General features: G+C 72.7%; 19 protein-coding genes and 1 pseudogene. 7 read left to right on the forward strand and 13 right to left on the reverse strand.

Features of this window, described 5'->3' with window-relative positions:
• Positions 1-169 precede the first annotated feature (169 nt).
• Genes FF100_RS23360 through FF100_RS23375 form a run of 4 tightly spaced genes read left to right on the forward strand, consistent with a single transcriptional unit; the run spans position 170 to position 3805 of the window.
• Positions 170-724, forward strand: coding sequence for a SiaB family protein kinase (locus tag FF100_RS23360; RefSeq protein ID WP_139038167.1), 555 nt, complete (start codon positions 170-172; stop codon positions 722-724).
• Positions 725-735: 11 nt separating this feature from the next.
• The gene (locus FF100_RS23365; RefSeq protein WP_139038168.1) at positions 736-1122 is read left to right on the forward strand and encodes a DUF1987 domain-containing protein; all 387 of its coding nucleotides are present in this window, start codon (positions 736-738) and stop codon (positions 1120-1122) included.
• Positions 1119-2105, forward strand: a complete 987-nt coding sequence (locus FF100_RS23370) for a GGDEF domain-containing protein (RefSeq protein WP_139038169.1) — start codon at positions 1119-1121, stop codon at positions 2103-2105. Before FF100_RS23365 ends, FF100_RS23370 begins: the two co-directional genes overlap by 4 nt.
• Positions 2102-3805 (forward strand): PP2C family protein-serine/threonine phosphatase, encoded by a 1704-nt coding sequence (locus tag FF100_RS23375; protein WP_246102276.1) that lies wholly within the window; start codon positions 2102-2104, stop codon positions 3803-3805. Before FF100_RS23370 ends, FF100_RS23375 begins: the two co-directional genes overlap by 4 nt.
• Positions 3806-3901: 96 nt before the next feature.
• Here FF100_RS23375 and FF100_RS38680 read toward each other — a convergent pair.
• A pseudogene (locus tag FF100_RS38680) lies at positions 3902-4162 on the reverse strand (GCG_CRPN prefix-to-repeats domain-containing protein); the annotation flags it as partial.
• A 331-nt stretch (positions 4163-4493) separates the two neighbouring features.
• Here FF100_RS38680 and rplS point away from each other — a divergent pair.
• Positions 4494-4892, forward strand: coding sequence for a 50S ribosomal protein L19 (gene rplS, locus FF100_RS23380; protein ID WP_139038170.1), 399 nt, complete (start codon positions 4494-4496; stop codon positions 4890-4892).
• A gap of 295 nt (positions 4893-5187) precedes the next feature.
• Here rplS and FF100_RS23385 read toward each other — a convergent pair whose 3' ends face one another.
• From FF100_RS23385 to FF100_RS23400, 4 genes are all read right to left on the reverse strand, one after another.
• Positions 5188-6654 (reverse strand): hypothetical protein, encoded by a 1467-nt coding sequence (locus tag FF100_RS23385; RefSeq protein ID WP_139038171.1) that lies wholly within the window; start codon positions 6652-6654, stop codon positions 5188-5190.
• Positions 6651-7070 (reverse strand): GtrA family protein, encoded by a 420-nt coding sequence (locus FF100_RS23390; protein WP_139038172.1) that lies wholly within the window; start codon positions 7068-7070, stop codon positions 6651-6653. Before FF100_RS23390 ends, FF100_RS23385 begins: the two co-directional genes overlap by 4 nt.
• Complete coding sequence (locus FF100_RS23395) at positions 7067-8164, reverse strand: glycosyltransferase (RefSeq protein WP_139038173.1); 1098 nt, start codon at positions 8162-8164, stop codon at positions 7067-7069. The genes FF100_RS23390 and FF100_RS23395 overlap by 4 nt, the downstream gene beginning before the upstream one ends.
• A gap of 137 nt (positions 8165-8301) precedes the next feature.
• Entirely contained in the window at positions 8302-9411 is a 1110-nt protein-coding gene (locus tag FF100_RS23400) for a glycosyltransferase family 4 protein (protein ID WP_139038174.1), read from the reverse strand.
• Positions 9412-9689: 278 nt separating this feature from the next.
• Between FF100_RS23400 and FF100_RS23405 the strand changes: the two genes are divergently transcribed.
• The gene (locus tag FF100_RS23405; protein ID WP_139038175.1) at positions 9690-10748 is read left to right on the forward strand and encodes a hypothetical protein; all 1059 of its coding nucleotides are present in this window, start codon (positions 9690-9692) and stop codon (positions 10746-10748) included.
• A gap of 224 nt (positions 10749-10972) precedes the next feature.
• Here the strand turns inward: FF100_RS23405 and FF100_RS23410 are convergent, their stop codons facing one another.
• From FF100_RS23410 to FF100_RS23435, 6 genes are all read right to left on the reverse strand, one after another.
• Positions 10973-11734, reverse strand: a complete 762-nt coding sequence (locus tag FF100_RS23410; RefSeq protein ID WP_139038176.1) for a LuxR C-terminal-related transcriptional regulator — start codon at positions 11732-11734, stop codon at positions 10973-10975.
• 884 nt (positions 11735-12618) lie between these two features.
• A complete protein-coding gene (locus FF100_RS23415) occupies positions 12619-13782 on the reverse strand; it encodes a DegT/DnrJ/EryC1/StrS family aminotransferase (protein ID WP_139038177.1) in 1164 nt (387 codons plus the stop codon).
• Complete coding sequence (locus FF100_RS23420) at positions 13779-14828, reverse strand: NAD-dependent epimerase/dehydratase family protein (RefSeq protein WP_139038178.1); 1050 nt, start codon at positions 14826-14828, stop codon at positions 13779-13781. Before FF100_RS23420 ends, FF100_RS23415 begins: the two co-directional genes overlap by 4 nt.
• On the reverse strand, positions 14812-15927 hold the full coding sequence (locus FF100_RS23425; protein ID WP_139038179.1) for a DegT/DnrJ/EryC1/StrS family aminotransferase: 1116 nt from the start codon (positions 15925-15927) through the stop codon (positions 14812-14814). The genes FF100_RS23420 and FF100_RS23425 overlap by 17 nt, the downstream gene beginning before the upstream one ends.
• Positions 15927-16958: a Gfo/Idh/MocA family protein gene (locus FF100_RS23430; protein WP_139038180.1), complete on the reverse strand. Its 1032-nt coding sequence runs from the start codon at positions 16956-16958 to the stop codon at positions 15927-15929. The genes FF100_RS23425 and FF100_RS23430 overlap by 1 nt, the downstream gene beginning before the upstream one ends.
• Positions 16955-17458 carry an acyltransferase gene (locus FF100_RS23435; protein ID WP_139038181.1) on the reverse strand — a complete coding sequence of 168 codons (504 nt, stop codon included), beginning with the start codon at positions 17456-17458 and terminating at the stop codon, positions 16955-16957. Before FF100_RS23435 ends, FF100_RS23430 begins: the two co-directional genes overlap by 4 nt.
• Positions 17459-17707: 249 nt before the next feature.
• Between FF100_RS23435 and FF100_RS23440 the strand changes: the two genes are divergently transcribed.
• Complete coding sequence (locus FF100_RS23440) at positions 17708-18514, forward strand: WecB/TagA/CpsF family glycosyltransferase (protein ID WP_139038182.1); 807 nt, start codon at positions 17708-17710, stop codon at positions 18512-18514.
• Between the two features lie 596 nt (positions 18515-19110).
• Here the strand turns inward: FF100_RS23440 and FF100_RS23445 are convergent.
• Together FF100_RS23445 and FF100_RS23450 are read right to left on the reverse strand one after the other, a co-directional pair.
• Entirely contained in the window at positions 19111-20316 is a 1206-nt protein-coding gene (locus tag FF100_RS23445; RefSeq protein ID WP_139038183.1) for a glycosyltransferase family 2 protein, read from the reverse strand.
• 65 nt (positions 20317-20381) lie between these two features.
• Positions 20382-21122 (reverse strand): exopolysaccharide biosynthesis polyprenyl glycosylphosphotransferase, encoded by a 741-nt coding sequence (locus tag FF100_RS23450; protein ID WP_246102278.1) that lies wholly within the window; start codon positions 21120-21122, stop codon positions 20382-20384.
• Positions 21123-21184 lie beyond the last annotated feature (62 nt).

Consider the following 21184-nt stretch of genomic DNA (forward strand, 5'->3'; position numbering starts at 1 on the left):
ATCGTCCCAACGGTTTTCCCTCCACTCTGCCAACGACATCTTCTCGCCGGAGGAGTAAGGATCTGGTCAGTGTCGGTGACCTAACATGTCGTTTGGCCAGCCCCGGGTGGAGACCTGGGGCAACTATATCGAAAGGCCTAGGCCGTCGGCCCCGAAGCGGGAGAGAGTGGTGCTCGCAACAGACTTCATGGCGTTCCACGAGGCGTCCCGGCGCAACGGGATCATCCTGTCGTTCGGCGGCGACCTGTCCGAGAACGTGCTGTTCTCCCTCGGCGAGGTGCTGAAGCTGCGCATGCAGCAGGGCGCCACCGACGCCTCGGTGTCGAAGCGGGTGTTCTCGGTCTTCGTCGAGCAGGCGCAGAACGTCATCCGCTACTCCGCCGACAAGCTCGTGCCGGCGGGCGCGCCGGGGGGCGGGATGGTCAGCTCCGGCCTGATCGTCGTCGGGGTCGAGCACGGGCGCTTCTTCGTCGCCTGCGGCAACGAGGTGCCGGAGGCCCACGTCACGGGCTTGCGCGCCCGGCTCGATCACATCGCCGGCCTGTCCGGGGACGAACTGAAGAAATATTACCGCGAGCGGCTGCGCCAGCCCGCCGACGAGGGCAGCCTCGGCGGCAGCATCGGGCTGATCGAGATCGCCCGCCGCGCCAGCGCCCCGGTCGAGTACGAGTTCCAGCCCCGCGGCGACGACCGCTGCTTCTTCTGCCTCAAAGCCTTCATCTGAGGCGCTCGACGATGGACCGGATCCAGATCCCCGCCACCAGCCGCTCGCCGCTGGTCGATTTCGACTTCGCCGCCGGGCACCTGATCCTGCGCGGCGAATCCTACCCGGAGGACGCCGCCGCCTTCTACGGCCCGCTGCTCCACGCCCTGCGCGGCTGCCTGGAGGAAGGCGGCGGAGCGCTGACCTTCGACGTGGCCTTGTCGTACTTCAACTCGTCGAGCGCCAAGGCCTTGATGAACCTGTTCATGCCGCTCGAGGACGCGGCCGAGGAGGGCCGCGCGGTGACGATCCGCTGGCACTACGCCGAGGGCGACGACACCATCGCGGAGGCCGGAGAGGATTTCGCGGCCGATTTCTCGCATGCCCGGTTCGAGATGGTGCAGGAGACGGCGGCATGACCACCAGGGCGGTCCCGGAGCGTGCGGCAGTGACGGATGGCGAGGCTCCCCCCGAACCCGACGGGCGCAAGGCCGGCGGGGCCAGGACTTCCGGACTCAAGATCGACGGAGCCAAGGGGGACGGAGCGAGAGCCGGGACATCCAAGGCGGGTGCGCCCGCCAACGTGTTCAGCCTGTTCGACAACGAGGAGGCGGTGCTCGACCGGACCGAGGTGATGCTGACCCAGCTCGCCGCCGTCGCCGACGGCGTGAAGGTGCTGGCGGAGGCCTATCGCCGGGGCTACCGCGAGCAGCGCCGGCTGGTGCGCCTCAGTGACCGGATGCAGGCCGACCTGCAGAAGGCGAACAAGCGCCTGGGCGAGCAGCAGCGCGATTTGCAGAACCTCAACGTGGCCCTCTCGGGCGAGATCGAGACCAGCGCCCGGCTCGAGGCCGAGCTGCGCCGCCTCGCCGACACCGACCCGCTGACCGGGGCGCTGGCGCGCCGACGCTTCCTGGAGGTCTGCGCCCGGGACTGGCCGCGGCGCGCCGGCCAGTCGGCCTGCCTGCTGATGCTCGACATCGACCGGTTCAAGCTCGTCAACGACAGCCACGGCCATGCCGCGGGCGACGCGGCGCTGATCGCCTTCGTGGCCGCCTGCCGCTCGGCCCTGCGCTCCCTCGACACCGTCGGCCGGCTCGGCGGCGAGGAATTCGCCATCCTCCTGGTCGAGACCGGGCCCGAGGACGGCGCCGCGATCGCCGAGCGCATCCGCGCCGCCGTGGCGGCGCATCCGATCGCCACCGAAGCCGGTCCGATCGGCATCACGGTCAGCATCGGGCTCGCCGCGGCGGAACCGGGAGAGAGCCTGCAGGCGGCGATGCGCCGGGCCGACGCGGCGCTCTATGCCGCCAAGCACGGCGGCCGCAATCGGGTCGAGCGGGCCCGGCCGGTTGCAGTCCCGCCGGAGGACCCCGCCTCCCCGCAGGGGGCGGCCCCTTGAGCGGAGAGACCCTGTCGCCGCCGCCCGACGTCGCGCCTGCGCCGGTGCAGCCCCGCCGCAGCGGGTCCCTGCGCGGCGCCGGCCCGATGCGCCGGGGCGACGCACCCGCCGGCCTCGGCTTCGCCGAGGTGCCGACGACGCAGGATGGCGGCGCCGACACGATGCGGCCCGGGGCGTTGCGCGGCGCGGCGCGCGGCCGGAACCTCGACGGCCTCGCCCACACGCTGTTCCTGCGCCTCGCGCCGGTGATCGCCGTCCTGGTCCTGCTGACCCAGGTGGTGATCGCCTGGGTCAATTACGGTGACCAGATCCGCCTCTCCGGCGAGCGGGCGCAGATGATGGCGGACATGACCGCCCGGGCGCTGGCCCAGCCGGGCTGGACCACGTCGTTCGGCCCGCAGCTCCAGGCGCTCGGCCTCGATCCGTCCGTGCGCTTCGCGACCCTGCGCGACGCGTCGGGCACGGTGATCGGGCGGCTCGGCGAGGAGCCCCGCGGCCGCAGCCTCGAGCGCATCCAGGTCTCGTCGGAAATCGAGGCCGGCCCGGAGGCCCAGCCCGCCGGCAGCCTGACCCTGGTCCTGTCGGCCGAGGGCCTGCGTGCCCATGCCGAGAAGCAGTTCGTGATGGTGCTGGGCGCCAGCGCGGTGCTGATCCTGGCCTTCGCGCTGTCCCTGCGGCTCGCGGTGGCGCGCCACGTGCTCGCCCCCCTGACCCGGCTGCTGACGGCGATGGGGCGAGTCGAGCGCAAGGACTGGGTGACGGTCGACCTCGCCGGCAGCCGGCGGCCGAGCCGCGAGATCGCCGAGATCTCCGCCGCCTTCAACCGGATGGTCGAGGGCCTGCGGAGCGGCGACGAGGCCCGCCACCTGCTGGCCGAGCTGGAGCGCACCCATGCGCGGCTGGCCGAAGCCAACGGCTTGGTGATGGAGAGCCTCGGCTATGCCCGGCGCATCCAGCAGGCGGTGCTGCCGGGGCAGGCCGCCCTGGAGGGCGGCCCGCTCGACGTGGCGGTCCTGTGGGAGCCGCTGCACGTCGTCGGCGGCGACTATTTCTGGGTCGAGGAGATCGACGGCGGGGGAACCGCAGGCCTGAGCGTCCTGGTGGTGGCCGATTGCACCGGCCACGGCGTGCCTGGCGCCTTCCTGACCCTGATCGTGGCCACCGCCCTCGACCGGATCCTGCACGACCAGGGTCTGCGCCGCCCGGACGCGATCCTCGCCGCCCTCGACGGCGTGGTGCGGGCGCGCCTGCGCCAGCATGCCGGCAACTCGGATCTCTCGGATGACGGGCTCGATTGCGGGATCTGCGTCGTCGACCGGGCGGCGGGCACGCTGGACTTCGCCGGGGCCGGCCTCGCGCTCACGGTGCTCTCCGGGGACGGCGTGGCGCGGATCAAGGGCCGCCGCCACGGCCTCGGCTACCGGCTCACCGGCCGCGAGGAAACCCTGTCCGCCGTCACGGTGCCGCTCGGCGACGACCGGACCTTCTTCCTGATGACCGACGGCATCAGCGACCAGATGGGGGGCACGTCGCGGCGGCTCCTCGGCCACCGGGGCGTCGCCGAGATCCTGGAGCGGCACGCAAACCAGCCCCTCGCCGAGCAGGTCGCGGCCCTGGACGCGGCGCTCGCCGCCCATCGCGGCGCCGAGGCGCGCCGGGACGACATGACCCTGGTGGCGTTCCGGCCCAAGGGGGATTGAGCAAGGGGGATTGAGCGAGGCTCGAGGCCTCCGACGTGGCAGCATGTTCCGCGACGAACCGGTATCCGGGTCAGCGGACGAGGCTCGAGCCCGTCGGAACCCGCAGATGCGGCGCGGGCCATCCGGGGTCGGGCGGGGACCGCAGCGCCGGCCCTCGACCCGCGGCGGACCGAAGGAGCGGCGGCCGTGGAACGGCCGGCAGCGGCCGAACCGTCCGCGGGCGAAGCCGGGGCCGCAGCCCCGGGCGACCTGCGTCACCGTTGCCTCGGGAGCGGGCAGTCCCCCGGGGCCGGCCGGCGCCCCGCTCGCGGGGGCGGCGGCGAGGCCATCGACGGCCAGGGGGGCGAGGCCGGCGATCGTTCAACGCGTCAGCATCACGGGTGGTCCTCCGTGCGGTCCTGGAAACCAGGAACGGCGGCGCCGGGACCCGCCCCCGCGCCGACCCGACATGACACGACAGGGAACGCGCCGCCCTGCGCCCGGGCCTCCGGACTTGTCCCAAGTCTCCGGGCTTGTCCCAAGTGTCCGGGCTTGTCCTAAGTGTCCCGACTTGGCGAAAAAGCCCCTCGCCCGCGTGTCGACAAGCCGCGGCGGTTCCTGTATGGAGCCGGCAACTCACAACAGGACGCCGAAATCCTGACGCCGGATCCCATCCCGGGGCGCGGCGGCGACGGCAGGAGTTTGACCGATGAACATCATCCAGCAGCTCGAGCAGGAGCAGATTGCTCAGCTCAACAAGACGATCCCCGATTTCGAGCCCGGCGACACGGTCATCGTGAACGTCAAGGTGAAGGAAGGCGATCGCAGCCGCGTGCAGGCCTATGAGGGCGTCGTGATCGCCCGGTCCGGCGGCGGCATCAACGAGAGCTTCACCGTCCGCAAGATCTCGTATGGCGAGGGCGTCGAGCGCGTCTTCCCGGTCTACTCGCCGAACATCGACTCGATCAAGGTGGTCCGTCGCGGCAAGGTGCGTCGCGCCAAGCTGTACTACCTGCGCGATCGCCGCGGCAAGTCGGCCCGCATCGCCGAGCGCGCCGAGCGCGGCGCCGAGAAGGGCAAGACCAAGAAGCCCGCCGCCGCCGAGTAAGAATTTTCTCGCGATCTCGCGAGGAGCAGGAGGCCGCCTCCCCGTCCGGGTCGAGGCGGCCTTTTTTCGTTGAGGGACCTAGGCGCCATGTCCCGGGGTCACGGAGCCGCACGACGTCGCTCCGGGCCCGCGCCGCGCAACCCGAAATCCAGAACAGCCGGCAGCCCGAGCCGGAGCGGAACCCGGGTCGCCGGATCCTGCAGCCTCGGCGACCATGATTCCCAGGCTCTCGGCGAGGGAGATCCGGGACGGGAAGGTGGCGCGGTCGCGCGGCGGGATCCCGCCGGTCCCTCCCCTAACCCGGCTCCGTCTCCCCCCTCCGTGTCCGCGCCTGCTGCCACGCCAACAGCCCGGTTCCGGTCGCGGCCAGGACCAGGAGCCAGACGACCCGGGCCTGGTAGCGGTCGTGCACGGCCGAGAGGCCGCCGGTGACGACGGCGTTGGCGGCGAGCAGGAGCGCCAGGAGGACGACGAGGGGCAGGACGCGCCGGCGTCCAGGCCAGCGCGCCAGGGCGCCAGTGGCGAGGACCAGGATCGAGAGCGGCAGCATCACGGCCTGAATCGCGTTGGGCAGCCGCAGGTCGAGGCCCTGCATCTGGCTCGAGGCGGCGAAGGAGTCGGCGCCTGACCGGCCATAGACCTCGCGCACCGCCCGGACGGCCTGGGTGTCTGCCGGATAGGGCGCGAGCCCGTCGCCGATCGCGACCCGCCAGGTCTGGCGCAGGCCGTTGATCAGCGTCGTTCCGACCTGGCCCAAGGGATCGATCCGCAACGCCTTGCGGACCACCTCGCGCGCTTCGGGCTCGGTCGGGGCCCACCAGCCGAGATCCGCCAGGGGGCCGTCCCACAGGAAGAAGTCGGAGACCGGCACGCCGTTGGGGCGCGCGTCGCCGAGGTCGCGATAGGCGCGCAGGCGGTCGAGCTGCCCGCACAGCCGGTACCCCGCGGACGGGCACTCGGTTTCGAGCACCTGGAGGGCGGGGCCGTCGTCGAGGAGGCGGGCGAGCAGGAAGGTCGCGCTGGAGGCCGACAGGACAGGGCCGCGCCGCGCCGCGAGGTTGACGCTGACGAGCGCCGCCGCTCCGAGCCCGATCGCCAGGCCGAGGGCGAGGAGCGGCGCGACGAGGCGGCGGAGCCCGCCCGCCGGCCGCCAGCCGAACAGGACGAGGAGAGCCGTCGCCGGCAATGCCGAGGCGGCGAGGGGCAGGTTGCCGTAATGGACGCTTACCGAGCCGGTGACGGTGGCAAGCGCCACGCTCCGCGCGAGCCGCGCCATCCGCTCCCAGGCGAGCACGAGGAGGAGCAAGGCCAGGATCAGGCAGGCGGAGAACACGTCCGGCACCAGCTGGCCGGCGAACCAGGGCAGGCCGGTGGCGCCGGCGAGCACGATCCCGGCGACCAGGATCGCCCCGGGACCGGTCACGCCGAGCAGGGCCCGCAGGAACAGCCGGAGCAGGATGGCGACCGCCAGCGCCTGCACGGCCACGACCGGCCAGGGGGAGCCCAGCGGCCGGAACAGCGTGGTGAAGAGCCCGTAGAAGATCGGCCGGTCCCAGGGGGCGGAGAGATGCGCGCCCGACAGGAGGTAGGTGCCGGTATCGGCGAAGACGAACGGGAAGCCGTTCGCCAAGGCCGGCCCGAGCAGCAGGAGGGCCGTCAGGACGGTCGCGCCGTAGTCTGCCAGGCGCTGCCGCGCCGAGGCCGAGGGGGAGCGGGCCGGGAGGTCGCTCCTGCTGGAGGCGTCGCGGGTCGCTGCGGTCACGGGACCCTCCCCGGAACCGTGTGGGGCGCCGGGCGGAAGACCACCCGGCGCGAGAGCCAGAAGTTCAGGGCGAGCCCGGCGAGCGTGCCGGCGGCGAGGGCGACGACGAGGCGCGGGCCGGTCGGCGCGGCAACCCCGAGGACGAGGCCGAACACTCCGTAGTTGACGGCGCCGCCGAGGCCGTTCGCCGCCAGGAAGAGCAGCCACCGGCGCCAGACCGGGGCCGCCGCCGCATCGCCGAAGGTGACGATGCGGTTGAGCGCGAAGGTCGTGCTCGCCGCCGCGAGCCAGGACAGGAGGCGGCCGGCGAGCGGCGGCAGGCCGAGGCCCACCGCGGCGAGCAGCAGGCCGGCATCGACGAGGAAGCCCACGAGGCCGACGGCGCAGAAGCGCAGGAACTGCCCGGCTCCCCTCACGCCTCGGCCCTACCGAGGGTGGCCGGCGAGAGGCCCGGATGGCCGGCCCGGTGTTCTACGGCCGCCCGCGGCGCGACCTGCGGCACCGGCGCGATCGCCGCGCGGGCGGCCGGCGACAGCGGGATCTCGAGATAGCGCATGCGCTTCATCTCGCGGCGCCCGAGGGTGACGGTCTGGAGGATCAGGCCGCAGAGCAGGGACAGGAAGGCGAGCAGCATCATGCCGGTCACCAGCACCGCCGTCGGCAGGCGCGGCACCAGCCCGGTCTCGACATAGACCGTGACCAGGGGCACGCTCAGCACCAGGGCGGCGCCGGCGAGGCCCGCGAAGATCAGGGCGAAGAACGGCAGCGGCCGTTCCTCCTTCACCAGGGTGGCGATCGCCCGCAGGATGCGCACGCCGTCGTGCAGGGTGCGCAGCTTGCTGGCCGAGCCCTCGGGCCGCTCGCCGTAGGCGGTGACGATCTCGGCGGTCGGCATGCGCAGCTCGAGGGCGTGGACCGTCAGCTCGGTCTCGATCTCGAACCCGGCGGCCAAAGCCGGGAACGACTTCACGTAGCGCCGCGAGAACACCCGGTAGCCCGACAGCATGTCGTCGAAGCGCCGCCCGAACACCGCACCGACGAGGCCGGTGAGCACCCGGTTGCCAACGCGGTGGCCGGGCCGGTACGCCTCGGTGCAGGAGGCCCGGCGGGCGCCGTTGACCATGTCGAGCTGGCGCGTCAGCAATTCATCGACGAGGCGGCGCGCGGCGGCCGCCTCGTAGGTGCCGTCGCCGTCCGCCATCACGTAGACGTCGGCCTCGACGTCGGCGAACATCCGGCGCACCACGTTGCCCTTGCCCGGCAGGGGCTCGAAGCGCACCACCGCCCCGGCGCGGGCGGCTGCCTCGGCGGTGCCGTCGGTCGAGGCGTTGTCGTAGACGTAGACCGTCGCCTCCGGCAGGGCGCCGCGAAACTCCTCGACCACCCGGGCGATCGTCGCCGCCTCGTTGCGGCACGGAATCAGCACCGCGATCTCCGGCCGCGGCGCGGCCTCCGGCTCGGCCTCCCGGTGCCGCCCCTCGACGATCCTGACCTGCTGTGCGCGCGCCATCGGCTTCTCCCCGGGAAGCTGTGCGGGTCCGACGTCGAGGCCGCCCGCAGCGGGACCGGTGCGGCGCCCCCGGTGCGGGGCCGGCGCCGTCGGTGGCCACGATGCCGGGCGGGGCCCCGAGGCGGCTACCTGACCGATCAGCGGGCCGGCCTCCGCCTTTGGTTGGCACCGGTACCGTCCTCGGTGGCCCTCCCGGTCCTCCCCCTGGCCGCCGCCATGCCCGCGTCCCGGGCCGCCATCCGCGCCTGCTCCAGCACCGCCGCCATCGCGGGGGCGACCGCCCGGAAGGTGGTGCCCTCGGCCACGGTCCGGCGGGCGCCGGCACCAAGGCGTGCCCGGAGCGCGGCATCGTCCCACAGGGCCGCGATGCCGGCGGCGAGGGCGACCGGGTTCTCCGGCGGGACCAGGAGGCCGTTGCGCCCCTCGACCACGTAATCCTCGGTCCCGGCGGCTCTCGTCGCCACGACGGGCTTTCCGAGCATCATCGCCTCCAGCACCGTGACCTGGCCCGAGGTGAAGGCGGTGTTGCGCAGCGGCACGACGTTGACCCGGGCCCGGGCGCAGAGCTCGTGGCACGCATCGATGCCGAGGCCGCTCATCACCGTGACGTTGGCCGGCAGCGTCAGTCCCGCGACGGCATGGGGGCCGGCGACGATCACGGTCGGCACCCCGAGCAGCCCCGCCGCCGCCGCCAGGGTGCGGTAGTCGCGGTTGGCCGAGCCCATGGCGAGCACGAAGGGCGCTGCCTCGTCCTCGTGCGCCTCCCGCGGCTCGTCGTGGATCGACAGGGGCACGAAGACGAAGCGGCCGGCCGGCAGGCCGAGCCAGGCGGCGTAAAGCGCCACCTCGCGCCGCGAATGCACCACGAACACGTCGACCTGGCCCAGCACCCGGCGGGCGAGGCGCCCCTTCCACCCCCCCGGCGTCCGCCCGAGGTTGAAGCACCAGGCGACGAGCGGCACGTCGGGCCGCCGCAGCACGAGCTTGAGGAGCGCGGCGGTCACGGCGAGCTGCGGGAAGCCGGTCATGATCCCGGCCTCTCCCCGGGGCGCCGCCCGCACCAGGCGCCAGGCCTGCCAGGCATGGCGCAGGTAATCGGCCCATTCCGACGCGCCGGTCACGGCCCGCGAGCGGTCATGGTCGTAGGGCGCCGGCGCCGCCGTGAAGCGGGCGGAGCCCTCGACATGGCCCGTGATCCAGCCGCCGCCCTCGTCCCGCAGGAACGGAATCGCGAGGATCCACTGCATCGAACCGGCTCCCGTCTGGTCGCGTCGCATCCCGGCTCGCCGCCGCCGTCGCCCGGCCGCGAGTGTAGGTTGCATCCGGTCGGGCCGGAGCGGGACCATCCGGCGGCGGCGGCCCCGGGCGCGGCCCCGAGAAAGGCGGCGGGGCTCGCCGAAAGGTGCAGGGCCCTCCCGCCTTCCGAGGGTGGGGCGCATCGCGGCGGGCGCCCTGAAGGCGGCGCTCCGCTCCCGCTCCCGTCCCGCTACCCTGCCGACGGTCCCGCCGGGAGATCTGTTCGCCGATGCCTCGCTCCGCCGCCCTCGCGCTCGTCCTCGCCCTGCACGGCGCCGCCGCGGCCCAGCAGGGCGCCGCCCCGGCCGGGCCCGCCGGCCCGTTCCGGGATCCGGCCGCGCAGCCCTTCGCCTCGACGAGCATCTGGAACACGCCGCTCGGGCGCGGGGCGGAGTTCCAGCCCGCGACCGCCGCCGAGACGGCGCTCCTGCGCAACCAGAATGCCGGCGGTCCGGCCGGCGCCTTCGCGTGGATCGGCGGCCACGCCTTCGGCCTCTACCGCCAGCGCCCGGACGATCCGGTGCGCTCCTGGACCTATCGCGGGCGCCCGCCGACCGTGCCGTGGCCCCACGGCGGCGCGCCCGGCGGCGGCCGCTTCGCGATGCGCACCCCGCCCGGCATCGCCTTCCTGGGCGGGGGCGACGGGCACGCGGTCATCGTCGACGAGGACGGGCGCTACGCCTACGAGATGTGGCGCGGCGCCGCCGACCCGGCCCGCCAGGCCTACGCGGCGCATTACGTCATCCGCACCGACCTGCGCGGCAGCGGCATCGCCGCCCGGACCGGCATCTCGGAGGGCGTGCGCGCCTTCGGCGGCTCGCTCATCGGCGGCCTGGTGCGCCGGGCCGAGCTCGAGAGCGGCGCGATCCGCCACGCCATCGCGATGGCGGCGAGCACCAGCCAGGCGAGCCCGACTGCCATCGTCTGGCCGGCCTCGACCACCGACAATGACGGCCGCAACGCGCATACCGGCGTGATTCCGATGGGCGCCCTGTTCGCGATCCCGCCCCAGGTCGACCTCGACCGCCTCGGCCTCTCGACGCCCGAGGGACGGGCGCTCGCCCGGGCGTTCCAGGAATTCGGCGGCTACATCACCGACACCGCCCATCGCACCCTGGTGATCGCCTATCTCGAGGAGGGCTGCACCGAGGCGCAGATCAACCACCTGCAATCGGACAAGGACCGGATCCTGACGGTGCTGACGATGGTGACCAACAACGCCGCCGCAAATCCCGGCGGTCCCGGCCCCCGCGTGGCCGCGCCGCCGCCGCCGTTGCAGGGGGAATGAGGCGGCGATCCCGGACGCGCGTCCGGGATCTGCCTGTCGGGCGAACACCCTCCCGGTCATTTCGGGGCCGCGTCGCCGGCGCCCGAACGCCGGACAGGCAGGTCGTTCCGAAGGTCACGGACGGCATCAGGCAGGGGGCAGGGCGAGCCGATCGGACGCGGAGCGAGCGCTCGGACGAGTCCGCGGCGGATCCGGCGCGGGAGACCTCCCCCGCGCCCCTTTCGTCACATCTTCATGTCGGAGCGGGTTTCGAAGGCCCGGATCGCCACCTCGGTGCGGTTGGTCGCCCCGACTTTGCGCATGATGTTGCGCACGTGCACCTTGACGGTGCTCTCCTTCATGTTGAGCTCGAACGCGATGATCTTGTTCGCCTTGCCCTTCTGCAACTGCTCCAGCACCGCGGTCTGGCGCGGGGTGAACTGGCTGCGCGGGTCGGCCGCGCCGGCCTCCTCGGCGGCGCTCCGGCGTTGCAGCAGGCAGCTCGCGGGCACGAACACGCCGCCGGCCCGCACCAGGCGCATCGCCTCGATCGCCACCTTCAGGCTGACATTGGTGGGGATGTAGCCGCGGGCGCCCTCGTTGAGGCGCTCGACGATCTCGCCCGGATCCTCGCTGTCGCAGAGCAGGACGAGGCTGGTATTCGGCCCGATCCGCGAGCGCAGGACGGCCTCGCGCTGGCCGCCGCCGCGGCCGGCCTCGCGGGGATCGTAGTAGAGCACCACCAGGTCGCCGTCGTGATGACCGACCTTGCCGCGCTCCCACTCGTCGATCGACGCGAAGGTCACGACGTCGTGGTCCGGGATCGCCTCCGCCAGGCAGTTGCGCAGGCATTCGCGCACCAGTTGCCGCGGCTCGATGATCGCGATGGCCGGCTTCAGGCCGGCCTCGGGGCCGGGCTCGAACGTGTCCGCCGGGGTGTCATTCGCCTCGACCAGTCTGCGGCCGCGGGAAGCGAGGCCGTAATCCACGAGAGCAGGCGTCGACATGCTTCACCTCCACCACTGTACGATCGATCATTATTGTTGGAAGGGCGTCACGGACGGGTGGTCACGCCGCGGCCGGGCCGCGCAATGCCACTTCTTGTTCCAGAACCGGATCGTCGGAGGATGCCGGCACCATCGAGCCCTCGACGGTATGATCCAGTCGATCCGGCTCTCCGGGTCCGTCCGCTCCTCCTGAATTCAGTCCTAACACGGTCATAAAGCAGATACAATCCTCTATGTGGTGGTTTACCGCTCATTTCATTGATGATCGTGCCGGAATTGATTGATGGATGACGTAATGAGCAAACTCAAAGATACACGCACAGCGTGCATTGCCAGAAAATCACGAAAAATCTCCGGCATCTGAGCGGGTGGATCGCACGAGACACAGGGACAAACGGGATATCGGCTTGACCATGGGCGATCTCAACATCGATAAACTACGACAATAAAGAAAATCACGATCGTGTGTACACGACCTCCGGAAATGACCTGCGCGTCAAGCGGGACACCGCGAATGAAGGCGGCGCCGCAACGGCCGGGGCGGGCTGCCCCCCCGGCGTGCGCGCGGCCCTCGGCCACGCCTGCGGGATCACGCAGGTCACGCCGGTCGTGGCGGGAATCAGAGCGGTCTTCGACGTCTGCCCATCGTCCTCGTTCCACATCGTGGCGATTTCCATACATAAACCTATGTATCAGACCTGACATGGATGCAGACCGAATGCCTGCAACTGCGCGGATCAACAATCATCTGAAGTAGGATACGTCAACCATATCGTTTGATAATTTTTTACGGTGACCGATGCGCAGAAATGGCTCAGACGAGAAAAGATCATAGGCGGGCCGCAGGCCCGCCCATGATCGGTCGCGACAGCAGTTCCGGGATGTCAGGCGCTGAGCGGCAGGGCGGGCCGGCCCGTCAGGGCATCCGCCAGGGCGACGGCCACGGACCGCACCGTGTCCTCGCCCATGCCGGCATAGAGCGGCAGCAGGATGCAGCGGTCGCGCGCCGCCTCCGAGTGCGGCAGGGCCGCGCGCAACGGCAGGTCGGCATAGGCCGGCTCGAGATGGATGCACATCACGCCGCGGCGGCTGGCGATGCCGCGGTCGAGCAGGCCTTGCATCACCGCGACCTGGTCGGCTGCCGGGCCGAGGCGGATGCAGTAGCTCTGCCAGTTCGACCGGGCCCAGTCCGGCTCCCGCGGGACCTCGACGCCCGGAATCTCCGCCAGGCATTCGGCGTAGAGCCCGGCGAGGCGTCGGCGCTCGGCGACGATCGCATCAAGGCGCGCGAGCTGCACCCGGCCGATCGCCGCCTGGAGATCCGTTAACCTGTAGTTGTATCCAGTCGTGGGATAGTCCTCGAACACCACCGCGCGGCTGGCATGGCGTGCGACATCGGAGAGGCCCATCCCGTGCTGGCGCCAGAGCCGGAATTGCCGGTCGAACGCCGCGTGGCGCGTCACCAGCATGCCGCCCTCCCCGGTGGTGAGGATCTTGCGCGGATGCATTGAGAAGCAGGCGACGTCGCCGAGCGGCCGGCCGATCCGCTGCCAGGCCCCGTCGATCCGGATCTCCGAGCCGATGGCGCAGGCGGCGTCCTCCACGAGGGCGACGCCGTGGCGGCGGGCGATCCCGATCAGCCGGGCCATGTCGCAGGGCATGCCGATCTGGTGGACCGCCAGGATCGCCCGGGTGCGGGGCGTGATCGCGGCCTCGGCCAGGTCCGGGTCAATGGTGAGGGTGTCGGGATCGATGTCGACCAGCACCGGCTCGGCCCCGCATTGCCGGATGGCGTTGGCGCAGGCGATGAAGGTATGGCTGACGGTGATCACCTCGTCGCCGGGCCCGACCCCGGCGGCGAGCAGGGCGAGATGCAGGGCGGTGGTGCAGTTCGAGACCGCGCAGGCATGCGGCGCGCCGACGGCGTGCGCGAACTCGGATTCGAAGGCGGCGACCTGCGGCCCCTGCGTGAGCCAGCCGGATCGGATGACGGCGCTCGCCGCCTCGACCTCGGCCTCGCCGAGGCTCGGCTTGATGATCGGGATCACGAGGCGAGCTCCATCACGGGGGCGGGAGATTTGGCAGGGGCTTCCGCGACGGGCTTGCTGGTCGCCCGCCACCAGGCGACCAGGGCGTCGAGGCCCTCGTCGAGGCCGATCTGCGCCTCGAAGCCGGTGAGGTCGCGGGCGAGGCTGACATCGGCGAGCCGCCGCGGCACCGGGTTGACGCTGCGCTCGGCCTCGTGGACCGGCACCAGGTCCGGCCGGTCCATGATCGCGGCGAGGCGTTGCGCCAGCCCGAGGAGCGAGGTCTCCTCGCCCCGTCCGACATTGAGCGCCACGTCGCTCGCCGGCGAGAGCGCCGCCAGGATGTTGGCCCGGGCGACGTCGCGCACGTCGACGAAGTCCATGGTCTGCAGGCCGTCGCCGAAGATCAGCGGCGCCTCGCCCCGCGCGATCCGCTCCATCCAGCGGATCAGGACCTCGGTGTAGCGCCCGTGCAGGTCCATGCGCGGGCCGTAGACGTTGAAGTAGCGCAAAGCCACGTAGTCGAGCCCGGCCATGTCGTTCCAGGAGCGCAGCAGGCCTTCGCCGAAGCTCTTGGCCGCGCCGTAGAGCGTGCGGTTGCCGGAATGCGACTCGGCCTCCGGGGTCGGGAAGGTCGTGGCCATGCCGTAGACCGAGGCCGAGGAGGCGTAGACCAGCTTGCCCACCCCTTCCGCGACGCAGAGCTCGGCGAGGGTGGCGGTGGCGTCGACCATCACCTCGATCGCCTCGCGCGGCTCGGCGGCGCAGTGGGTGATGCGCAAAGCCGCCTGGTGGAAGACCGTGTCGCAGCCGGCCACCAGCCCGGCCATCAGGTCGCGGTCGCGGATGTCGCCGATGACCAGCTCGACCGCGCCCGCGGCGAGCGCCCCGGACAGGTTCTCGGTCCGGCCGCGGACCAGGTTGTCGACCACCACGATCTCGCGGCAGCCCCGGGCGACCAGCTGGTCGACGATGTGGGAGCCGACGAAGCCGGCCCCGCCGGTGACGAGGACGCGGCCCAGCTCGCGGCAGGATGTCACGAGGGACGGCTCACACGGCTTCAGCATAATTGCCTCCGAGGCTGTCGGTGAGGGCCGCGACGACGGTGGCGATCTGCCGCTCGGTGATCTCGGGGAAGAGCGGCAGCGACAGCCACTCGCCGGCGAGCGCCTCCGAGACCGGGCAGGGCGTGCCGAGGCGGACGCGGTCAGCGTAGGCCGGCTGGTGGTGCACGGCTCTGGGATAATGGATGCCGGTGGCGACGCCCGCCTCCTGCATCCGGGCCCGCACCGCGTCGCGGTCCGGCACCCGTACGGCGTAGACGTGGTAGACGTGGTCGCGCCCGCCGGCCTTCGGCGCCTTGAGGCCGGCCTGCGCGAGGAGCGCGTCGTAGCGCGCGGCCGCCCGCCGCCGTCCGTCGGTCCAGCCGTCGAGGTAGCGCAGCTTCACGGCGAGCGCCGCCGCCTGCACCGTGTCGAGGCGGTAGTTGAAGCCGGGGCGGACGTGGTTGTAGCGCCCCTCCTGGCCCCAGTCGCGCAACGAGCGCAGGGTCCGGGCGATGTCGGGGTCGGAGGTCGTGATCGCCCCGCCCTCGCCGCAGGCGCCGAGGTTCTTGCCCGGGTAGAAGCTGAAGCAGCCGACCGTGCCGAAGGCGCCGGCCTTCCGGCCGCCCCGCTCGGCGCCGTGGGCCTGGGCGGCATCCTCCACCACCGTGATGCCGTGACGCTCGGCGATCGAGCCGATCGCCGCCATGTCGGCGAGGCGCCCGTGCAGGTGGACCGGCACCACCGCGCGGGTGCGGGGCGTGATCGCCGCCGCGAACGCCGCCGGGTCCATGGTGTAGGTCTGGGGATCGACGTCGACGAGGACGGGCTTGGCGCCGGCATAGAGGATCGCCGCGACGGTGGCGACGAAGGTCATGCCGACGGTGATCACCTCGTCGCCGGGACGCACCCCGGCGGCGATCAGCCCGAGATGGAGGGCGGCGGTGCCGGTCGACACCGAGACGGCCTCCGCGGTCCCGCAATGGGCGGCGAAGTCGCGCTCGAAGGCGGCGACGGGCGGCCCGAGCACGTAGGCGCCGCTGCGGAGGACCGCCAGCACCGCCTCCTCCAGGGGCTCCTGCACGGCCCGGTACTGGGCCTCGAGGTCGAGAAGCGGGATCATCAGGCGGCCCTCAGGGGAGACAGGTCGATCGGGTGGCCGCGCTGGGCCAGGGACTGGGAGGCGGCTTCGAGCAGGCGCACCACGCGCAGGCCGCTCTCGCCCGAGGTCAGCGGGACCTGGTTGTGGGTCACGCAATGGGCGAAGTGCTCGATCTCGGTGATCAGCGCCTCCTTCACCGGGATGTGCGGGGTCCACACGTCGCCCATCCGGTAGGCCGGCAGGATCCGGCGGATCTCTTCTTGCGAGGGCCGCTCGTGGAACTCGACGCCGCGGTCGTAGACCTTGACCTTCTCGCTCGGCTCCATGTCGTCGAAGACGATCATCCGGCGGCTGCCGCCGATCAGCGTGCGGCGGATCTTCACCGGGGCGAGCCAGTTCACGTTGAGATGCGCGGTGATCCCGCCCTCGAGGTAGAGGGTGATGTGAGCGAGGTTCTCCGGGCTGCCCTTGATGTGGCCGGCGCCGGTCGCCGAGATCGCCAGGGTCTCGGCCGGCAGCAGGAAGTCCAGGATGGCGAGGTCGTGCACCGCCAGGTCCCAGATCACGTTCACGTCGTCCTGGAACAGGCCGAAGTTGATCCGCGTCGAGTCGTAATAGAACAGGTCGCCGGTGACGCCGGTATCGATCAGGTCGCGGATCTTCTGGACCGCGCCGGTATACACGAAGGTGTGGTCGACCATCAGGGTCAGCCGGCGCTTGGCCGCTTCCGCGACGAGCCGAGCCGCCTCGCGGGAGGTCGGCGTGATCGGCTTCTCGACCAGCACGTGCTTGCCGGCCATGAGGGCGGCGAGCGCGATCTCGTAGTGCAGCCGGGTCGGCGTCGCGATGGCGACCGCGTCGATCTCCGGGTCGGCCAGCATCCGGTGCCAGTCGTCGTCGATCCGCACCCCGGGATGGCGGGTGGCGGCGCGGGCTTGCGCCGCCGGCGAGGGATCGGCGATCGCCGTCAGGACGGTGCCGTTCGCCTCCGCGACGCAGCGGGCGATGTTCGGCCCGAAATAGCCGTAACCGATGACGCCGATCCGGATCATGGTGCCTCCACGGGAGTGAGCAGGGACGAGGGGTGGGGAGCGGGGTGGGACGGGGCGGCGGGCACGCCCGCCCGATGCGCGCCCGCCGGCACGTCGCGGGTGACGACCGATCCGGGAGCGATCCGGGCTCCGGGGCCGATGGAGAGGCCGCACAGGATCGTCGCGTTGGCGCCGATGACCGCGCCGGCCCCGATCCGGGTCGTCTCCAGGGTCCAGTCCTCCGGGCCCATCAGGGCGCCGGCCGCGGTGACGGCCCGGGGATGGCGATCGTTGGTGAACATCACGCCGGGTCCGATCGCGACGTCGTCCTCGAGGGTCACGCCCTCGCACAGGAAGGCGTTGGCGCCGATCCGGCAGCGCGCCCCGACGACCGCGCCGCGCTGGATCTCGACGAAGGGCCCGACCCGCGTGCCGGCCCCGATCGTGCAGCCATAGACGTTGACGAGGGCGGGATCGGCCAGTTCGGCGCTCGCATCGATCCTCGCATTCACGACCGGCATTCCGCCCCCCGTTTCCGAGACTGTGCGGGAACGCTAGGCGGCCGACCCGGCCAAGTAATCGTGCCAATGCGATGGTGCGCGTTACACCCTAATCACCCGTCTTGATGCCATAACGGTCCGGTCTCGCTACCGCTTCGGAGGTATAGAGGGGATGTGCGACCAATTCGGCGGGTCGGATCGCCCCGCCGTTTTCGGCTCTGGGCAGAAGAGGGGGGGGATCCGGACACTCGTCCGCGAAGGAGCACCCTCATGCCGACCTTAGCGGATACCGCCCCGACCTGTGTGGTCCGTGGGCTGAGCTTCGACGCCCTGGCGACGGCCCTGGCGAGGGGCCGGGCCACGGTCTTCACCCTCAACATGATGCACATGCGGCTGCTGGCCCGGGACCCGGACTTCCGCGAGAGCTACCGCCAGGCCTCGATCGTCACCCTCGACAGCAACCTCATCAACACGGTCTTCCTGCGCCGGCGCATGACCGTCGCGACCGGCAGCGACCTGGTGCGGCACCTCGCGGCGCGGCGCTCGTTGCGCGACCGCTCGGTCCTGGTGATCGGCAACGTGACGGCCGAGGAAGCGGCCTCGGTGATGGCGAGCCGGCGGCTCGACGTCCTGCGCCCGCCCTTCGGCTTCATCCGCGATCCGGGCGCGGTGGAGGCCGTGATCGCCCGGGTGCGGGATCTCGCGCCGGACGTGGTGTTCATCGCCGTCGGCGCGCCGCAGAGCGAGATGCTGGCCCTGCGCCTGCGCCGCGCCGGCCTCGTCGCGCCGTCGATCCTGGCTTGCGGCGCCGCCTTCGAGTTCCTGCTCGGCAAGCAGACCCGCTCGCCGGCCGTCCTGCGCCGTACCGGCCTCGAATGGGCCTGGCGGCTCGCGAGCAACCCGCGGCGCCTCGCCGGCCGCTACGCCTCGGATGCCGGCTTCCTGCTCTCGATGCTGGGCCCGCTGACGCGGCTCGCCCGCTCCGGGGCGCTGAAGGTCGGGGGATTGCAGCTGCAGTTCCGGCAGGAGGCGGGCCTGGGAGCCAAGCTCGGACGGGGCGCGCTGGGGGCGGGGTAGGTCCCGGGACCCGCATCGGCCTCTCACGGCGTCGTCCACGGGGCTCGCCAGGACAAGGCCCCGGGACCCGTCCTCGCCGGCACCGGAGGAGGAGGCGGTGTTCGTCCCGCGGCATCCTGCGCCGTCGGCTTTCACGGATCACGGGTGCCGCTGCCGCCGCGTCGCCGTCCCGATCGACGCTCGCCGGCCGCCCGGTGGACACGGGGGCGAGAGTGGCTGCCTTGCCGCGGGGCGGCGGGCGCGGTCCTCGAGGCGCCGGGCACAAGCCCGAGCGCGAGGCCGTCGCCGGCCTCGACGATGACGGTCGTGCGGGTCTCGGCGGTCGCCCCCGACGAGCTGCCCGCAGGGTCGGCGGACGGCTGGGGCGCCTGGGCGAGAGCGGATGTCCCGCAGGCCGCAGGACAACTCAGGACACGGGGCGGCGAACCGGGCGCACCTGATGCCGGCCCCTCTCCTTCCGAATCGGTCGGTTCGGCATCCCGGCGACATCGACGAAGCGAGAGGGCAGGATCACCCCTCGCCCGGACATCCCGACCCGCGCGACGTTCGGCGGAGCCGCCCTGGGGCCGGACGCCGGCCCGGCGGGGCCTTCGCCCCTACCTCGGCGGCCCCTCCCCGGCCCGTTCGGTCCGCACCCACTCGGTCTGCCGCCGGCCGACGAAGCGCAGGAGGATGGCGGCCTTGCCGGCGACGAGGCCCGGCACGGCCGCGACGTCGCGCCAGCCGAGGAGGCCGGCGCCCCAGCGCCGGGCCGCCATCCCGAGGACCAGGATCAGCAGCGCGAGGCTCGTGCCGGAGACGAGCAGCGGAGCCGCCCCGCCGCCAAGCCCCCGCCAGGCGGCGCCGAGGGCGACCAGCCCGGCCTCGGCCAGCGCCAGGGTGACGAGGGGCAGGACGCAGAGGTCGAGGGCCATCGCGGCGAGCCGGGCATCCCCCCGGCGCAGGGCCCCACGGGCGAGCGCGCCGGCATAGGGCAGGATCAGCGAGAGGTGACCGTGCTCCCAGCGGGTCTGCTGCGTCCGGCGCGCCGCGGCGCCCGCCGGCAGCACGCTTCTCACCTCGGCCTGCGGGCAGAAGCGGGGTGGATGGCCGGCGAGCGCCAGGTCGAGACCGAGCTTGAGATCCTCCGCCAGGTGCCCGTTCGCCAGCGACGGCCCGTTCGGGAGCCCGAGGAGCCGCGAGGGCACCGCGAAGCCGGTGCCCGAGATGCCGCAGGGCCAGCCGAGGCGGTGACCGCCGAGGGGCCGCCCGATCTGCTTGACGACCGTCGCCACGGTGGCGAGGCGCAAGGACGCGGAGGCGCGCGGCGGCGGATCGAGGCGGTAGGCCGCCTGGACCGGGGCGTCGTGGGCGGCGCTCAGACGTGCGATGCGGTCGAGGCAGGCCGGGGCCAGGGCGCAATCCGCATCGACCACCACCAGGGTCTCGGGCAGGCCGGTGCCGGCGAGGTGGCGGTAGCCGTGATCGAGGGCGTAGCCCTTGCCGCGGCGGGCGGAATCGTGGCGCTCCACCACCTCGGCGCCGGCGGCGCGGGCGGTGGCGGCGGTGGCATCGGCGCAATTGTCGGCCACCACCAACAGGCGGTCGCCGGGCCGGAGACCGGCGTGCAGGGCCGCCACCGTGCCGGCGATCAGCCCGGCCTCGTCATGGGCCGGGACCAGCACCGCGAGGGAGGGGCGGCGGGGCGCGACCGGCGTCTGGCGCAAGGGCGGCAGCGAGGCCAGGATCTGCGCCGCGAGGACGACGACCGGCACCGCGCCGGCGAGCGCCAGGGCGCAGAGCAGGAGATCGACGACGAGCATGGAGAGGGCTTCCTCGGGCGAGGATGGTCGGCGCCCGGCCGCGCGGCGCGCGGCCGGGTGGCGGGTCAGTAGGCGGCCTGCGAGCGGAACACCTCGCGCAGGGTCAGCGCCAGGATGAGGAGGTCGAGCAGCACCGACCAATGCTCGATATAGGCGAGGTCGAGATCGACCCGGCGCTGCATCGCGGCGGCGTTCGGCGTCTCGCCGCGGCAGCCGCGCACCTGGGCCCAGCCGGTGATCCCCGGGCGCATCGCGTGCCGCTCGGCGTAGCGGACGACGAGGCCGGCGAACTGCGCATCGTGCGCCACCGCGTGCGGCCGCGGCCCGACCAGCGACATCGAGCCGAGGAGCACGTTCACGAGCTGGGGCAGCTCGTCGAGGCTGGTGCGGCGCAGGAAGCGGCCGATGCGGGTCACCCGCGGATCGCCGGGCTGGGCCTGCCGGATCACCGCGCCGTTCTCGCAGCAGGTCATGGTGCGGAACTTCCAGACCCGGAACGGCCGGTTGCCGAGCCCGATGCGACTTTGCCGGAACAGCACCGGCCCGGGCGAATCCCACTTGATCAGGACCGCGATGGCGAGAAGCAGCGGCAGCAGCACGATCAGGCCGAGGGCGGCGCCGACGAGGTCGACGCTGCGCTTGAGCACCGGACCCGCCCCGCGCCGGGCCGCGATGGCCGGCCGGCCCGGGGCGGGGACCGGGGCCTCCGCCGCGGTCAGCGGCACGAGCCCCGGCGCGAGCAGGAGCGCGACGCCGCCCGGATACGGTCCGGCCGCGAGGCCCTCGCCGGCAAGGCTCCCGCTCACGAGGCTCCCGTTTGCAAGCCCCCCGCCCGCCAGGTCATCGCTCCCGCCCACGCGGGATTGCG

The organism is Methylobacterium terricola (genome assembly GCF_006151805.1).
Taxonomy (GTDB): Bacteria; Pseudomonadota; Alphaproteobacteria; order Rhizobiales; family Beijerinckiaceae; genus Methylobacterium; species Methylobacterium terricola.

What these genes read in the sequence shown, in the direction of transcription:
- FF100_RS23365 (WP_139038168.1), top strand. Translation starts at nt 736, where the DNA reads ATGGACCGGATCCAGATCCCCGCCACCAGCCGCTCGCCGCTGGTCGAT.
- FF100_RS23370 (WP_139038169.1), top strand. Translation starts at nt 1,119, where the DNA reads ATGACCACCAGGGCGGTCCCGGAGCGTGCGGCAGTGACGGATGGCGAG.
- rplS (WP_139038170.1), top strand. Translation starts at nt 4,494, where the DNA reads ATGAACATCATCCAGCAGCTCGAGCAGGAGCAGATTGCTCAGCTCAAC.
- FF100_RS23395 (WP_139038173.1), bottom strand. Translation starts at nt 8,164, where the DNA reads ATGGCGCGCGCACAGCAGGTCAGGATCGTCGAGGGGCGGCACCGGGAG.
- FF100_RS23400 (WP_139038174.1), bottom strand. Translation starts at nt 9,411, where the DNA reads ATGCAGTGGATCCTCGCGATTCCGTTCCTGCGGGACGAGGGCGGCGGC.
- FF100_RS23405 (WP_139038175.1), top strand. Translation starts at nt 9,690, where the DNA reads ATGCCTCGCTCCGCCGCCCTCGCGCTCGTCCTCGCCCTGCACGGCGCC.
- FF100_RS23410 (WP_139038176.1), bottom strand. Translation starts at nt 11,734, where the DNA reads ATGTCGACGCCTGCTCTCGTGGATTACGGCCTCGCTTCCCGCGGCCGC.
- FF100_RS23420 (WP_139038178.1), bottom strand. Translation starts at nt 14,828, where the DNA reads ATGCTGAAGCCGTGTGAGCCGTCCCTCGTGACATCCTGCCGCGAGCTG.
- FF100_RS23425 (WP_139038179.1), bottom strand. Translation starts at nt 15,927, where the DNA reads ATGATCCCGCTTCTCGACCTCGAGGCCCAGTACCGGGCCGTGCAGGAG.
- FF100_RS23430 (WP_139038180.1), bottom strand. Translation starts at nt 16,958, where the DNA reads ATGATCCGGATCGGCGTCATCGGTTACGGCTATTTCGGGCCGAACATC.
- FF100_RS23435 (WP_139038181.1), bottom strand. Translation starts at nt 17,458, where the DNA reads ATGCCGGTCGTGAATGCGAGGATCGATGCGAGCGCCGAACTGGCCGAT.
- FF100_RS23440 (WP_139038182.1), top strand. Translation starts at nt 17,708, where the DNA reads ATGCCGACCTTAGCGGATACCGCCCCGACCTGTGTGGTCCGTGGGCTG.
- FF100_RS23445 (WP_139038183.1), bottom strand. Translation starts at nt 20,316, where the DNA reads ATGCTCGTCGTCGATCTCCTGCTCTGCGCCCTGGCGCTCGCCGGCGCG.